The sequence below is a fragment of the Pseudoalteromonas sp. XMcav2-N genome (genome assembly GCF_024124545.1).
In the GTDB taxonomy this organism is placed as follows: domain Bacteria; phylum Pseudomonadota; class Gammaproteobacteria; order Enterobacterales; family Alteromonadaceae; genus Pseudoalteromonas.
Genome location: NZ_JAMXSF010000001.1, coordinates 408,484 through 423,500, shown reverse-complemented (window position 1 = coordinate 423,500; position 15,017 = coordinate 408,484). Strand labels below are relative to the sequence as shown.

General features: G+C 47.6%; 16 protein-coding genes and 7 tRNA genes. 3 read left to right on the top strand and 20 right to left on the bottom strand.

Features of this window, described 5'->3' with window-relative positions:
• Positions 1–38 precede the first annotated feature (38 nt).
• The 17 genes from NH568_RS01670 to aspS form a co-directional block, all read right to left on the bottom strand.
• Positions 39–114 (bottom strand) — tRNA-Lys (locus NH568_RS01670).
• A gap of 157 nt (positions 115–271) precedes the next feature.
• Positions 272–347: transfer RNA gene (locus NH568_RS01665), tRNA-Lys, on the bottom strand.
• 168 nt (positions 348–515) lie between these two features.
• Positions 516–591 (bottom strand) — tRNA-Lys (locus NH568_RS01660).
• A 36-nt stretch (positions 592–627) separates the two neighbouring features.
• Positions 628–703, bottom strand: a tRNA-Lys gene (locus NH568_RS01655).
• Positions 704–739: 36 nt separating this feature from the next.
• Positions 740–815 (bottom strand) — tRNA-Lys (locus NH568_RS01650).
• 35 nt (positions 816–850) lie between these two features.
• Positions 851–926: transfer RNA gene (locus NH568_RS01645), tRNA-Lys, on the bottom strand.
• A 38-nt stretch (positions 927–964) separates the two neighbouring features.
• Positions 965–1,040: transfer RNA gene (locus tag NH568_RS01640), tRNA-Lys, on the bottom strand.
• A gap of 158 nt (positions 1,041–1,198) precedes the next feature.
• Complete coding sequence (gene ybgF / locus NH568_RS01635; RefSeq protein WP_253044184.1) at positions 1,199–1,954, bottom strand: tol-pal system protein YbgF; 756 nt, start codon at positions 1,952–1,954, stop codon at positions 1,199–1,201.
• 16 nt (positions 1,955–1,970) lie between these two features.
• Positions 1,971–2,504, bottom strand: a complete 534-nt coding sequence (gene pal / locus NH568_RS01630; RefSeq protein WP_253044182.1) for a peptidoglycan-associated lipoprotein Pal — start codon at positions 2,502–2,504, stop codon at positions 1,971–1,973.
• Positions 2,505–2,545: 41 nt separating this feature from the next.
• Positions 2,546–3,904 carry a Tol-Pal system beta propeller repeat protein TolB gene (gene tolB, locus NH568_RS01625; protein ID WP_253044180.1) on the bottom strand — a complete coding sequence of 453 codons (1,359 nt, stop codon included), beginning with the start codon at positions 3,902–3,904 and terminating at the stop codon, positions 2,546–2,548.
• A 9-nt stretch (positions 3,905–3,913) separates the two neighbouring features.
• Positions 3,914–4,855 carry a cell envelope integrity protein TolA gene (gene tolA / locus NH568_RS01620; RefSeq protein ID WP_253044178.1) on the bottom strand — a complete coding sequence of 314 codons (942 nt, stop codon included), beginning with the start codon at positions 4,853–4,855 and terminating at the stop codon, positions 3,914–3,916.
• On the bottom strand, positions 4,855–5,283 hold the full coding sequence (gene tolR / locus NH568_RS01615; protein ID WP_138549814.1) for a protein TolR: 429 nt from the start codon (positions 5,281–5,283) through the stop codon (positions 4,855–4,857). The genes tolA and tolR overlap by 1 nt, the downstream gene beginning before the upstream one ends.
• Positions 5,270–5,974: a protein TolQ gene (tolQ, locus tag NH568_RS01610; RefSeq protein WP_138544346.1), complete on the bottom strand. Its 705-nt coding sequence runs from the start codon at positions 5,972–5,974 to the stop codon at positions 5,270–5,272. The genes tolR and tolQ overlap by 14 nt, the downstream gene beginning before the upstream one ends.
• A 1,016-nt stretch (positions 5,975–6,990) precedes the next feature.
• Entirely contained in the window at positions 6,991–7,998 is a 1,008-nt protein-coding gene (gene ruvB, locus NH568_RS01605) for a Holliday junction branch migration DNA helicase RuvB (RefSeq protein ID WP_253044174.1), read from the bottom strand.
• A 20-nt stretch (positions 7,999–8,018) separates the two neighbouring features.
• Positions 8,019–8,636: a Holliday junction branch migration protein RuvA gene (ruvA, locus tag NH568_RS01600; protein WP_253044172.1), complete on the bottom strand. Its 618-nt coding sequence runs from the start codon at positions 8,634–8,636 to the stop codon at positions 8,019–8,021.
• 2 nt (positions 8,637–8,638) lie between these two features.
• Positions 8,639–9,160 carry a crossover junction endodeoxyribonuclease RuvC gene (gene ruvC / locus NH568_RS01595; protein WP_054014007.1) on the bottom strand — a complete coding sequence of 174 codons (522 nt, stop codon included), beginning with the start codon at positions 9,158–9,160 and terminating at the stop codon, positions 8,639–8,641.
• A 123-nt stretch (positions 9,161–9,283) separates the two neighbouring features.
• Positions 9,284–11,059 (bottom strand): aspartate--tRNA ligase, encoded by a 1,776-nt coding sequence (aspS, locus tag NH568_RS01590; protein ID WP_253044170.1) that lies wholly within the window; start codon positions 11,057–11,059, stop codon positions 9,284–9,286.
• A 178-nt stretch (positions 11,060–11,237) separates the two neighbouring features.
• On the opposite strand from aspS, the gene NH568_RS01585 reads away from it, so the two are divergent.
• Together NH568_RS01585 and NH568_RS01580 are read left to right on the top strand one after the other, a co-directional pair.
• On the top strand, positions 11,238–12,086 hold the full coding sequence (locus tag NH568_RS01585; protein WP_253044168.1) for a DUF72 domain-containing protein: 849 nt from the start codon (positions 11,238–11,240) through the stop codon (positions 12,084–12,086).
• 67 nt (positions 12,087–12,153) lie between these two features.
• Positions 12,154–12,315 (top strand): hypothetical protein, encoded by a 162-nt coding sequence (locus tag NH568_RS01580; RefSeq protein ID WP_171045361.1) that lies wholly within the window; start codon positions 12,154–12,156, stop codon positions 12,313–12,315.
• A gap of 140 nt (positions 12,316–12,455) precedes the next feature.
• Here NH568_RS01580 and NH568_RS01575 read toward each other — a convergent pair whose 3' ends face one another.
• The gene (locus NH568_RS01575; protein ID WP_253044165.1) at positions 12,456–12,863 is read right to left on the bottom strand and encodes a GFA family protein; all 408 of its coding nucleotides are present in this window, start codon (positions 12,861–12,863) and stop codon (positions 12,456–12,458) included.
• 71 nt (positions 12,864–12,934) lie between these two features.
• Here NH568_RS01575 and NH568_RS01570 point away from each other — a divergent pair, with 71 nt between their 5' ends.
• A complete protein-coding gene (locus NH568_RS01570; protein ID WP_253044162.1) occupies positions 12,935–13,459 on the top strand; it encodes a YgjP-like metallopeptidase domain-containing protein in 525 nt (174 codons plus the stop codon).
• Between the two features lie 2 nt (positions 13,460–13,461).
• Here the strand turns inward: NH568_RS01570 and NH568_RS01565 are convergent, their stop codons facing one another.
• Together NH568_RS01565 and grpE are read right to left on the bottom strand one after the other, a co-directional pair.
• Positions 13,462–14,259, bottom strand: a complete 798-nt coding sequence (locus NH568_RS01565; RefSeq protein ID WP_253044161.1) for a M48 family metallopeptidase — start codon at positions 14,257–14,259, stop codon at positions 13,462–13,464.
• A gap of 112 nt (positions 14,260–14,371) precedes the next feature.
• A complete protein-coding gene (gene grpE, locus NH568_RS01560; RefSeq protein WP_138549805.1) occupies positions 14,372–14,983 on the bottom strand; it encodes a nucleotide exchange factor GrpE in 612 nt (203 codons plus the stop codon).
• Between the last annotated feature and the right edge of the window lie 34 nt (positions 14,984–15,017).

The window sequence follows — 15,017 nt, the reverse complement described above, 5'->3', positions numbered from 1 at the left end:
ATTTAAGAGATTATGAAAGGGAAAAGAGTATGCAAGAATGGTGGGTCATGATGGACTCGAACCATCGACCAATGGATTAAAAGTCCACTGCTCTACCAACTGAGCTAATGACCCGCTCGGTGTTAAAGTGCCATTAAGTCGTCCTGACGGTTGGTTCCGGCGTCGTCGTCCTGACTCGCGTTCGAAAACTGCGAAGCGGTGCTTCGTTTTTCTCACCCAACTGAGCTAATGACCCGCTCGAGAGTTACTTAAGTGATACACCAAATTTGAATGGTGGGTCATGATGGACTCGAACCATCGACCAATGGATTAAAAGTCCACTGCTCTACCAACTGAGCTAATGACCCGCTCGAAGTTAAAGTGCCATTAAGTCGTCCTGACGTTTAGGCCCGGCTACCGGTTAGCGTCGTCGTCCTGACTCGCGTTCGAAAACTGCGAAGCGATGCTTCGTTTTTCTCACCCAACTGAGCTAATGACCCGCTCGAGAGTTACTTAAGTGATACACCAAATTTGAATGGTGGGTCATGATGGACTCGAACCATCGACCAATGGATTAAAAGTCCACTGCTCTACCAACTGAGCTAATGACCCGCTCGAAAGTTACTTAAGTGATACACCAAATTTGAATGGTGGGTCATGATGGACTCGAACCATCGACCAATGGATTAAAAGTCCACTGCTCTACCAACTGAGCTAATGACCCGCTCGAAAGTTACTTAAATAATACACCAAATGTGAATGGTGGGTCATGATGGACTCGAACCATCGACCAATGGATTAAAAGTCCACTGCTCTACCAACTGAGCTAATGACCCGCTCGAGATTATTTAAATAATACACCAAATTTGAATGGTGGGTCATGATGGACTCGAACCATCGACCAATGGATTAAAAGTCCACTGCTCTACCAACTGAGCTAATGACCCGCTCTGGCTTTACTTAAAGTAAAAATAACAAATTTGAATGGTGGGTCATGATGGACTCGAACCATCGACCAATGGATTAAAAGTCCACTGCTCTACCAACTGAGCTAATGACCCACTAAATTGTTTCGCTGCAAGATGTGTGTAACACTATCGGCTGCTGCGGGCGCTTATAATACTTATTTAAAAATCTTGTGCAACCGAAATTGCCTGTTTTTTTCAAATTTCGCGTCTAAGCGCCTAATTTTAAATCATTCTGAGAAAATATCAGCCATTTATATTTTGCTCAGTCGCTCCGTTGCCAATTTTGCAGCCGTTGTGCTGGGATATTCTTTGATTAAATTCTCGAACAAGGTTTTTGCTTGTGCAGATTGTCCTGTCTTCTGGAGCAAGGTTCCCAGCTTTAACATCGCATCTGGTCGCTTATTTGAATCAGCAAACTGATCTACCACGGTACGGAAGTGCACCATGGCCTGAGTGTCTTGATTCTTGATAGACTGTAGCTGACCTAACCAATAGTGCGCGTTAGGTATATAGACGGAATTGGGAAACTGCTTAAGGAAGCCTTCGAATTCCGGGATAGCCGCATCGTAACGCTTATCTTTCATAATCAACGCAACGGCTCTGTCGTACGCTTCATTTTCCGACAAGTCAGTGCTCACGGCCTGCGCAGTTGCACTGTCAGATGTCACTGCGGGCGCTAGCTGCTTGCTCTGCTCATAAACCTGCGTGACTCGCGTTTCTATTTCCTGATAAAGCTCACGCTGGCGCTGTAACACTTTTTCGAGCTTGTAACTTTGCTCTTCCGTTACACCACGGATCTGGCTCACTTCGTCCTGTAGTTGGTCAAGTTGCGTTTGTAGCTCCGCCTGGATCAAGTTGCGGTTTCGCATCAGGCCCTCAAGCGCAGACAAACGTTGTTCAATAGTTTGGTTAGAACCAGCAGCATCAGATACAGCAGCGGGAGCTGCCCACAATTGGGAGCTCCCGCTGACTAAGATGATCGCTGCCAAAAAAGTATTCGGCTTCATAGCATCTCTTTAACGATTAGTATACCAGTACCGCGCGGCGGTTCTTAGCAAAGGCTTGTTCAGTGCGCGCTTTGTCCATTGGCTTTTCTTCACCATAACTTACAACAGACATTTGGCTGTCAGACACACCCAGGCTCTGCAGATACTTAGCAACCGCTTTACCACGGCTTTCACCCAGTGCGATGTTGTACTCTGGCGTACCGCGCTCATCAGCGTGACCTTCGATCAGTACTTTAACGCTTGGGTTTTTAACCAGAAAGTCAGCGTGTGCTTGCAGAAGCTCTACGAACTCGCTGCGAACAGTAGACTTGTCGAAGTCGAAGTATACGATTTGCTCTTGACGCAACGCTTCATACTTTTCTTTCAGTAGCTCTTCAGCTGTTTTCTGACGTGTAGCTGTGTTCACATCAACGTTGCTGCCATTGTCCGCAGTTGCTGCGTTTGTTTCGCTGCCAGCGCCTGCATCAGTGCCCGATGAAGAGCTACATGCAGCCAGCGTCATCACAGGCAACGCGACCAAAAGGGCCTTGAGAGTTTTGTTAAGTTGCATCGAGTATATTCCTATATCTTTTATAAGTCTTACCAGCAAAATTACTGTAAAAATGGCGACCAAGCTGGTGCCTTAACCTGTCCGTCTAACACCGGCAGGCGGGCCTTAAAGCGGCCATCCATCGACACCAACGCCAGTACCTGCTTATTATTATGCAAGGTACTATAAATAATCATAGAGCCGTTCGGCGCAATACTCGGTGATTCATCGAGTCTGGTGCGCGTTAATACCTGAAACAGCCCAGAATCCAATTCTTTCTTGGCAATATGGTAACGACCCAAGGTACGATTTACCATTACCAATTGTTTACCATCTGGCGTTATCGACCCGGCTAAGTTCATGTCGCCGTCGAAAGTTACACGCCGTGATCTTCCTGTATCTAAATTTAACTTATAAATCTGGGCATTACCACCCCTTTCAGATGTATAGACTATTTCTTTGCCATTTGGATGCCAGGTTGGCTCAGTATCTATACTACGGTGCTTAGTCAGACGCCTCTCTTTGCGCGTTTCCAGGTCAATTACATACACTTCAGTTGCACCGCCTTTGTCTTTAGACAACACGATCAACATTTGTGTACCATCCGGCGAAAACTGTGGTGCGCCATTGATCCCCGGGTAACTGGTTAAGATCTCACGCTTACCCGTATAAATATCCTGAATATAAATTTGTGACTGACGATTTTCGAACGTCACATACGCCAGTTTATTACCATCAGGTGACCAGGCCGGAGACATTAACGGCTCTTTAGAACGCAATAGTACCTGCTCGTTATAGCCGTCATAGTCAGCAACAACCAACTGATAAGGTTTGTCCTGCTCTTCACGTACAATCACATACGCAATTTTGGTGCGGAACGCCCCTTTTTCACCTGTCAGGGCTTCATAAACCACATCGCTGATCTGATGTGCGTAATAACGGAAGCTTTGAGCATCAATCACACTTTGACGTGCTTCCAAAACGTGATCCTGACTCTTCATCAGCTGGCCGTTAGTCATCATGCGGGTCTCACCACCTGTGATCTGCGCACGGATGACATCAATCAGCTCATACTTGATAAGATAGCGATTCGCTGGCTGCTGGGTAATGGTCCCGACAACAACAGCTTCTACACCTAACTCAACCCAGGCATCGTAATCCACTTCTTCATCGGTTGTAGGTAACTGAGGCATTTGCTCTTCTGCTACTGGCTTGAACTTACCACTGCGGATCAAGTCCGCCGCAATCACTGAGCTTATTTCAGCAGGCGCTTCGCCGTTGCCAATGTATTTAAACGGAGCTATCGCGATAGGCCGGGCACTGTCGACCCCTTCTGTTATCACGATCTCCAATGCTGCGTAGGCGACCCCTTGCGCAGCGAAAGCCAGAACCAAGAGTAAATTTCTTAAATGGTTGTACATGGTCTTCCTTTATAGAGTTGGTTTTATCGTCAGGTTAATGTTTTTAAGCTGTTCGAAAACATCTTTATTCTCAGAAACAGGCAAGGTATCTGCCATTCGCACAGCACGCAAAGCGGCTTCACACACCAGCTTATCACCACCCAGTGACTCCGCTTGTGTCACCAGGCCATTAAAGCCCAGGCGAATGTTCAGGCGACATTGCTTCCCTTTCATTTTCTCATCAATTAACAAGTTAGATTGGATCCGCTGCATAATCAGCGCCTTATACTTGTCAACTTCGGTCAGGACCTGCTGCTGGCGAATTTTCGCTCTCGCCGCTTGTTCCTGAGCCAGTTGCTCCTGGAGAAGTTGCTCTTGCAAAGCTTTCTGACGCGCCTCTTCGGCAGCTTGTGCTTTGCGCTTAGCTTCTTCCTCTTGCTGTTTACGTTTCGCCTCAGCCTGCCTCAGCCTGTCCTCTTCTGCTTTACGCTTCTGCGCAGCAGCTTTGGCAGCCTTTTCAGCAGCAAGCGCTTCCTGGCGCGCCTTTTCGGCTTGCTGGCGCTCTTTGTTTTGAATTTCTTGTGCGCGTTTGGCTTGCGCTTCAGCTTTACGTTTCTCTTCCAGCTTAGCAAGACGCTGTTGTTCCAGTTTCTTGATCCGTCTGGCTTCAGCTTCACGATCCTTTCGGGCCTGCACTGCACGGCGCTCTAAATCGCGTATCCTTTGCTCTTCCGCACGCTTCTGCTGCGCTTCTTTTTCGCGTAGCTGGGCAATTTTGCGCTCGACCGCCTGCTCGTTAACTGAGATAGCTGATACCGCTTTTGCTTCTTCAATTTCGTTAATGGCAGGATTAAGCTGAACTTCCATTACAGTGGGACTGGAAAACTGAAAGTTGGCAGTCGCGAACAGTAGTCCGGCTATAGCGAAATGGAGTAAAAACGACTTTAATATTCCGCTGGTTAAAGCATCCATTAACTGTCCTCAAACGATTTTGTCATTAGCCCGACCGACGGTACGCCCGCATTTTTCAAAAAGTCCATCAATAAAAGTACTTCCTGATATGACACACGACCAGACCCTTTAATCATTACGGGGGTATCGGGGTTTTGCTGTAACTTAAGCTTGATGACCGCAGCCACTTCTACCGCATCCATTGGCGCTTCTGGGTCAGTTCCTACCGAAACATAGTAGCGGCCTTCAGCATCGATAGTAGCGATAATAGGTGGTGCATCTTTGGTCTCTACCAAATCCGACTCTTCCATCTGCGGTAGGTCCACTTTAACACCATGTGTGATCAGTGGCGCCGTTGCCATAAAGATGATTAACAACACCAGCATAACATCAATGTATGGCACTACATTGATCTCTGCGACAGGGCGGCGTCTCTTATGCTGGTACATTTTGCTTGGCCTCAGTTAAGCTGGCAGCCTGGCGATGCAGAATATTGGCGAACTCTTCCATAAAGTTGATGTAGTTTGATTCCAGTTTTTCTACATTTTTAGCAAAACGGTTGTACGCCATGACCGCCGGAATCGCCGCAAACAAACCCATTGCCGTTGCTATCAGGGCTTCGGCGATACCTGGTGCGACCATTTGCAGTGTTGCCTGCTTAACCTCACCCAGGGCGATAAATGCGTTCATGATCCCCCAGACCGTACCAAATAGTCCGATGTAAGGGCTGATGGAGCCAACGGTTGCCAAAAAAGACAACCCAGATTCCACTTTCTCCACTTCACGGGACAGGGCAACACGCATAGAGCGGTGTGTGCCTTCTATTATCATGCTCGCTGAGCCTGTGTTTTGCTTCTTATGCCGTGCAAATTCCTTAAAGCCGGATACAAATAAGGCTTCTAAGCCACTTGAGCTACCTGCTCTTGCAGTAATTTCGTTGTATAGCTTGCCTAAGTCCATCCCCGACCAGAATTTCTGTTCAAATTTTTTCGCATCTGCCAGAGATTGCGCCAATATACTGCGACGCTGAAAGATAATCGCCCATGAGGCAACCGACATGCCGACCAGTGTCAACATAACAAGTTGTACAAGGATACTGGCTTCTAAAATGAGATCTATGAAATTAAGTCCCGATTCCACGTTGTTATACTCCTAGAAAATAATTGTGTTCTCGGCCAAGGCAGCCTTCACCGTATTGACTGTAAGCCAGCAAAAAGGTTCAGGTAGTTTAACCACACTAATAAGGGCTTACAATCTCAATGCCGTAAAATTCACTTAAATGCCGATAATTCGCACATTAAGCTACTTGACCTCTAGTTTTGACTCGATTAACACGCCCCGGCTGTATATTAAAAGTGAGTTGATTTCACGTAATATCCTGCCTAAATAGCCCTTTTATACCGCAAAAACGATCTGTGCCCACGTGTAGATTGCAATGAAACATACAGCCTGGTGCGTATTTGTGACAGAAATTTACTGTGGTCGGAGCTGTCTGACCTTCACGGTGTTTATTTATTTATGCAACCTGCATAAAAGCAATGTTTTATTCACTCTGATAGAATAAACCCTCAAAACTCGATTGGTAATACCAATTAACAACAAATAATCTAATATTCACAAATTGCGCACAATAAAGACAACCCTATATTTTACAAACACTTAAAAATATAACTATGCTTACGATTTGTGCAATATAATTCAACACAACCCATTCGGATTAGTTTTTTTTATAGCAAAACTGTAATTTTTCTAGTTTGATTAAATGCCCGACTGGCCTTATTATACTCCCCGTACTGAGCGAGCAGCATCTCTCAATGCAAATGCACAGTTACTTAGGCCGCAGAAGTCTGATTTATTCTGCAGTCATGATGAGAAACTTTTGGATAACACCTTAACGGACTCATCAGTTCCCTGGATTACTTCCTTCAACTTGTTGTTTTCGCCCGCACACTGTGCGGGCTTTTTTTTGCCTGTAATCTGCTCATTTATGGCTCACTCTCCTCTAAATGAAGACACAAGCTCTGGCTCTGGCGCTAACGTAAATGAAATAAAATGAGCGTTGAATGAATGGGTAGGGAAATAGAAGAAGTGTAAAAAGCAAAGAAGCGCTTTGGCAGCGCCTCTGTCTGATCAGTATATATGCCTGACGGCCACCTTCATTCTGATGGCTTGATTAAATCGAAATGCAAATAGGCTCTGTCAGAAACAATCCGTCCCCTCGGAGTTCGCTGGATAAACCCTTGCTGGATCAGGTAAGGCTCGATAACATCTTCTATGGTCTCTCGCTCTTCACCAATTGCAGCCGCCAGATTATCCAAACCGACAGGCCCCCCAGTGAACTTCTCTATAATAGAAAGTAAGTACTTACGATCCATATAGTCAAAACCGCACTTATCGACGTCGACCATGTCTAGTGCCTGGCTGGCGATCTTCTCATCTACGCTACCATCTCCTTTTACCTGAGCGAAGTCTCGGACCCGTCTGAGCAAACGATTGGCAATACGAGGAGTACCTCGCGCACGTTTCGCCACTTCTATCGCACCCGCATCACTGATCTCGAGATTCAAAAAATGTGCAGAGCGTGACACAATTGATGCCAGCTCAGACACAGAATAAAACTCCAGACGCTGTACAATACCGAAACGGTCTCTCAAAGGTGAGGTCAGTGAACCAGCACGGGTCGTTGCGCCCACCAGCGTAAAAGGTGGCAAGTCCAGCTTTATTGAGCGCGCTGCCGGTCCTTCACCTATCATAATATCGAGCTGGTAATCTTCCATCGCGGGGTAGAGAATCTCTTCAACCTGGGGACTCAGACGATGTATTTCATCAATAAACAACACATCGCCCTGCTCCAGATTGGTCAGCATAGCGGCCAGGTCGCCGGCTTTTTCAAGCACAGGGCCTGAGGTGGTTTTAATATTCACACCCAGCTCATTGGCAACAATATTGGCCAGTGTCGTTTTACCTAACCCCGGCGGGCCGAATATCAGCAGGTGGTCCAGTGCTTCTTCACGGCTGCGCGCCGCTTCGATGAAGATTTCCATCTGCTGCTTTACATGCTGCTGGCCGGTATAGTCCGACAGTAATTTAGGCCGTATTGCTCTGTCTACGGCCTCTTCACTGCCCTGCACTTCCGGCTCAATGAGTCTGTCTGCTTCAATCATAATTACTTAATCAGCCTTTCTTACATCATAGATCTCAGGGCTTCTTTGATCAGCCCTTCGGTATCCATACCTGGTTTACTTACGGCTTTCAAAGCTTTTTGCGCTTGTGCAGGTTTATAACCCAATGCCAGCAGCGCGGCCAATGCGTCGTCTTCTGGCGTATTCGCCACGGTGGGATCTTCCTGAGGTGCCAGAATGGCATCATCGCTGAATGGGGTCAGCAGATCATGGCCAAAGTTTTTCAGTTTGTCTTTCATCTCAAGCACCAAACGCTCAGCGGTTTTCTTGCCTACCCCGGGAATTTTCACCAAAGTAGAAGCATCGCCCTGATTGACACAATGAACAAACTGCTCTGCGGACATACCCGACAAAATAGCCAGTGCCAGCTTGGGACCAACACCATTCGCCTTAATTAGCTCACGAAATAGTGCTCGCTCGGTTTTATGGTTAAAGCCAAACAATAATTGTGCATCTTCTCGCACCACAAAGTGAGTATAGATGGTTGCCTCATTACCCGTCTGCGGCAATTCATAAAAACACGTCATCGGCATTTGCACTTCATAGCCGACGCCACTCACCTCTAACAGGATCTCAGGTGGCTGTTTTTCTACTAAAAGACCTTTGAGTCTGCCTATCATAATTACCTCAATCTTCCTCGTACGGTTTTTTTCGCATTGCCAGCCAGCTTGATCAGGTTTTGCTCTGAATGTGCATGACAGATGGCGATGGCCAGCGCATCTGCGGCATCGGCCTGGGGGGTGCCCGGGAGCTTTAATAGTCGCTTAACCATTTCCTGAACCTGCGACTTATTCGCGCCACCGGTGCCAACAACCGCTTGTTTAACCTGTCGGGCTGAATATTCAAACACCTCAATCTCTTTCATTGTGGCAGCGACGATGGCTGCCCCTCGCGCCTGACCAAGCTTTAACGCAGAATCTGGATTGTGTGCCATAAAGACTTGCTCAATGGCAAACCCCTGCGGGTTAAACTGCTCGATGATTTGACTGACGCCCTGATAAATCATCTGCAATCGTTGTGGAAATGGCTTATCACCAAGCCGAATACAACCACTGCCCAGATACTGAAACTGGCTACCCTGACGTTTAACGACGCCATACCCTGTCAGCCTGGAGCCTGGATCTATGCCTAAAATTACTGCCAAGGCGCATTCTCTCGTTGTTTTTTCGCTATCATGCCAAAATACTGTATGAATTTCCAGTTATCTAGGATTTGCAGAATAAAAAAAAGCGGCGCAATCGCCGCTTTTTCATTCTTTTCGCTGTCGTTACTCAGCGCCTTTTTGCTGTGCAGTCACTGTTACCGCAAGCTCCTTTAACGCATCCGGGTTAGCAACGCTCGGTGCGTTGGTCATCAGACACGATGCCTGTGTGGTTTTCGGGAAGGCAATCACATCACGGATGTTGTCTGTGCCACACAACAGCATAACCAAGCGGTCAAGGCCAAACGCCAGACCCGCGTGTGGTGGCGTACCGTACTTTAGTGCGTCCAGCAGGAAGCCGAACTTATCTTGTTGCTCTTGCTCATCAATGCCCAGAATACGGAAAGCGGCCTGCTGCATATCGTTGTTGTGGATCCGCACCGAGCCACCACCGACTTCGTAGCCGTTCAATACCATGTCGTACGCATCTGAAATAGCGCCTGCCGGGTTAGCTTCCAGCTCTGCCGCTGAAATGTCTTTAGGCGCCGTGAATGGGTGGTGAACTGCATGCAGGTTACCTTCGTCGTCTTCCTCAAACATTGGGAAGTCAACAACCCACAGTGGTGCCCACTGACCAAGGTTGGTCAGTTCAAGGTCCAGACCTACTTTCAGACGCAGTGCACCCATTGCTTCGTTAACCACGTTGCGCTTGTCAGCACCGAACAAAATGATGTCGCCGGTCTGTGCGTTAGTGCGTTCAAGAATACCTTTGATCACTTCTTCGTTCAGGAACTTAGCAATTGGCGACTGAATACCTTCAAGGCCAGCGTCCAAGTCGTTGACCTTCATCCAGGCCAAACCTTTTGCACCATAGATGCCAACAAACTTGGTGTACTCATCAATTTGCTTACGAGATAATGATGCACCACCCGGTACAGTCAATACCGCCACACGACCTTTTTCATCGTTTGCAGGGCCTGCCAGTACCTTGAACTCAACGTCCTTAACCAGATCAGCAACATCAATCAGCTCAAGCGGGTTGCGTAAGTCCGGCTTGTCTGAACCGTAACGACGCATGGCTTCTTCGTAGCTCATGACCGGGAACTGGCCTAGATCAACGTCAAGCAGCTCTTGCCACATTTCAGAAATCAAACGCTCAGTGATATTACGCACCTCATCGGATGTCATGAATGAGGTTTCTAAATCGATTTGAGTGAATTCAGGCTGACGGTCAGCACGTAAATCTTCATCGCGGAAACACTTAACAATCTGGTAGTAACGGTCAAAACCAGACATCATCAGCAGCTGTTTAAACAGCTGAGGCGACTGTGGCAACGCGTAGAAGCTGCCTTTGTGCACACGGCTTGGTACCAGATAGTCACGCGCACCTTCTGGGGTTGCTTTCGTCAGTACCGGCGTTTCGATGTCCAGGAAGTCATTGCTATCTAAGAAGCGACGGACAAAGCTGGATGCTTTTGCACGCAGTTTAATGCGGTCGCTCATTTCCAGACGACGTAAGTCAAGGTAGCGATAAGTCAGGCGACGCTCTTCCGAGTTTTCCTGGTTAAAGTCCAGAGGCAAAGGTTCCGCACGGTTGATGATTGTCAGGCCAGTGCCCAGGATCTCAACTTCACCCGTTGCCATATCCTGATTGATTTGGCTCTCAGGGCGTGCACGGACAGTACCGGTAACCTGAACACAGAACTCCTGGCGTAAAGTGTTTGCAACATCCATCAGGCCTTCTACTTCAGGATCAAACACGACCTGGACCAAACCTTCGCGATCTCGCAGATCAATGAAGATCAGGCCACCCAGATCACGACGTTTGTTGATCCAACCACATAGCTCCACTTCCTGACCTACATGGTCCTTGTTTAATTTTCCGCAGTATATTGAGCGCATAATAATCCTATTTGCCTACTAACTCTTAAGGGCATAATGAATGATAAATTTAATCGCCAATTATATAAAATTGCCACGCTTTGTCATCCCACAAAGCGGGGATTCTTTCGCAGTTACGATTTTTTCTCCATCTGGACTTTGTTAGACTCTTCTCCAAGTCAATTAGGGAGCAAATTTCATGCTGTATTTGGGGTGTCCTCAGTGGAGCTCTGCTCACTGGAAAGGTCGGTTTTTCAGCAGCGACTGCAAAGCCGCGGATATGTTGAGCGAATATGCACAGATCTTTAACAGTGTTGAGGGCAATACCAGCTTCTATGCCAGCCCAAAACCAGAAACCATCACTGCCTGGTCAAATGCCGTGCCAGAAGACTTTCGCTTTACCTTTAAAATACCCAAACAGATCTCTCACGAGCTGGCGTTGACTCATTGTCAGCAAGAACTCAAGCAATGGCTCGAGCTGTTTTCGCCATTATTTTCACGACTTGGGATGGTGCTGCTGCAACTGCCAGCCAGCTGTAGCCCTCAATATCTCGACCGGATAGCCGACTTTATTGCACAAATACCCGAGGAGCTGACGCTGGGGATTGAAGTCCGACACAGGCAGTTTTTTGCCAAAGGTGATCCTGAAAAGCGTTTTAACCAACTGCTGATGCAGACCGGAGTGAATCGCATCATCATGGATACTCGCCCCCTGTTTAGTGAGCCGGCCAGTACCCCAGCCATTACTGATGCACAGCAAAAGAAACCGCGCGTGCCGGTCAATGTCATTGCCACCGCTCAGGCTCCGATGTTGCGCTTTGTTGGGTGCTCAGATCTGGCTGCAAACCGCACCTTTTATGCCCCCTGGCTTAACAAAATTCGTGGCTGGCTGAACGAGGGGCGTACCCCTTATGTCTTCTTTCACACCGCCGACAACTATGATGCGCCTCTGCTCGCCAGGCAGTTCATTCAGGACTTAGGGGTTGCTCATCAGGTGCTTGCTCCGTTTCCGGCTGAGTGCCAGCCACAGCAACACACATTAATTTAGCCACTTGACAGCGTTAAAGTTTTACAGGATGTTAGAAGGCGAATAAAACAACAATAAGGAAAATACTATGTTATTAAAACTCACTAAAAAACCTGTAAAACAACTCTCTGATGACCAGTCTGCATTACCTGCCAAAGCGACCCGTGCCGTTGGCGCAGGCAGAGCAGAGATTCAGAAAAGCGGTGGTAATTCTCGCGCCTCTGATTGTTGCGCAATGACAGACAATTAAAACCAAGTGCACTTAATACGTGTTCAATTTGAAGGCACCAATATGACAGAAGCTGTGTCATATTTGTTTCAAAGTGGCACACTTAATTAAGTACAATGGAATAAGTTAAGTGAATTGGGGCCAAAATATGGCCCTGTTTACTATTCCCTGCCCGGCTCTTTCCCCTCATAGTGAGGTAGCTTGGCATCTAATTCTTCCCAATTTGCTTTTGAGGTTACGTAATTGTGTGACATTGGCCGCTCCGTTATATCAGAGTCGAGTATACCGAGTCGTAGCCTGAGTTTTTCAGGGTCATCCTTATTAGAGCTATATAAAGGGGAGGCACACACTCCACAGAAGTGACGTAACCTGCCAGGTTTAAACGCGTAGTGACGGATAAGCTCCTCTCCGGCAACGATCTGCAGATCGTCACGATTGACAAATCCATTCGTCGCATATGCAGTACCAGATGACTTACGGCACAATGAACAGTGGCAGTGGATGATACTGGAAATGGCTCCGTGCAATGTCAACTTGACCGCACCGCATAAACAACTTGCGTGATACATTTATTGTTATTCCTGTTATGATCTTAAGTACACCAGCTTAGAATTTCCGCATCAGGATTACTACCGTCATCATGAATTATTTGCCGTATTTTCAGCACTACCCTCCTGCGTTGCAATCCCAGATTAAAACCTTGCTGGAACCTGATAAACTTGCAGCTTATTTCAAAAGTAAATATCCACAGGGTCATCAGCTCCAGAGTACGCAAGCACTTTATGATTACTGCCACGGCTACAAAAACAAATATCTTAAGAATGTGCCTCGTCTGCATAAGGTAAACTATGCAAAGGGCCGGGATCTGATGACGGGAACATTAGGGCATCATAGCCAAACACGTAAACAGCACGGCGGAAAAGTAAAAACGCGCTATGAAATTGCCCTGTCTCAGCAGTTAAAATATGCGCCTGAAGCCGTTTTACGTGCTTTGGTTGTTCATGAACTCGCGCACTTCAAAGAGCTGGATCACAACAAAGCCTTTTATCAGCTCTGTTGCCATATGGAGCCTGAGTATCATCAGCTGGAACTGGACCTCAGGCTGTTTATTGTGCTCAATAAGCTGGGCGCAAGCTTTTATGAGCATCCCGCCCAACCAGGTTAAATTTATTGGCAGGCAGGACTACGACCCTGGCGGTTAGCGTCCTGCGCAAGTGTATTGGCCTGCGCCATTTTGCTTTGCAGCAGCGCAATGCGGTTTTGCGGAGACGGGTGAGTCGACAAAAACTCCATAGGCCGCTCTCCCCCCGCTTTTTCCATGTTTTGCCACAACTCGACGGCTCCCTCTGGTTTGAAGCCCGCTTTGGCCATTAGGTCGAGACCAATGACATCCGCTTCACTTTCATGACTGCGGCTAAATGGCAGTGCAATTCCGTACTGTGCCCCTAGCCCTAAGCCCTGCATGATGGCATTACGATACTGCACATTGCCCATTTCAAGTGCCGCATTGCCGGCTTGCAGACCCAGCTGCAACAGGCTATTTTGAGACACCCGTTCGTTGGCATGCTCAGCGATAACGTGTCCCACTTCATGCCCCATGACGGCAGCGAGCTGGTGTTGGTTTTGTGCTACCTTCAGCAGCCCGGTGTGCACCCCTATCTTGCCACCGGGCAAAGCAAAGGCATTTGCGCTGGGGTCCTGAAATACCACCACTTCCCATTGCTGTTGTGCATACTGCGCTGGAAGCTGCGCAATCAGGGCATCTGCTATACAGTTTACGTAGCCGTTGATCTTGGCATCATTTTCTATCGTTTGCTCCTGCTTCATTTGCTCGAAGCTGGCAACGCCCATCTTATCCATTTGTTGTTCTGAATACAGGGCTATTTGGGTACGTCCGGTAGGAGAGGTTTTGCAGCCAGCCAGAGTAATGGCGATAGCAGCAATAGCAAGAAGTTTTTTATTCATGGACTTATGCCTAAGTGATTTCACTGTTTTTATTTTAAAAGGTGACTCGGACTGGTGCAAATCAGATCAAAAAAGCCCGCTGTCGCGGGCTTATAAATCAGGTAGTTACAGCTTATTCAGCTGCTTTTGACACCATAACCATTGCCGGGCGCAGCAAACGGCCGTTCAATGTGTACCCTTTTTGCATTACCGCTAAAACGGTATTAGGCGAGACGTCGTTGCTAGGTTGCATTGACATTGCCTGGTGTAGCTCTGGGTTGAACGCTTCGCCTTGCGGGCTCACAGCCTCAACACCAAACTTCGCCAGCGCATCGTTAAATGACTTCAGCGTCATCTCAATACCTTCAAGGATTGACTTGGTCGCTTCATTGTCTTTGTCAGCAAATTCAATTGCACGCTCCAGGTTGTCGACCACAGGGAGCAACTCATTAGAAAACTTTTCTAATGCAAACTTCTGCGCTTTCTCAACATCTTGCGCTGCACGACGGCGGACATTCTCGGCATCTGCGGCTGCACGGATCACGCTGTCTTTCTGACCTTCAATTGTTTGCTTAGCTGCTTCCAGTTCTGCATACAGGCCTGCAATCTCTTCTTCTGGGCTCAACTCAGCTTGCTCAGTTTGTGCACTCTCCTGCGCTTGTTCAGCTTGCTCTGCAGCACTTTCCTGTACGTCTTCTTGCACTAACTCTTGTTCCTGCTCTTGGGCTTTTGTCTGCTCAGACATGAAAAATTCTCTCCGATTCTTTACAACTGCCGTA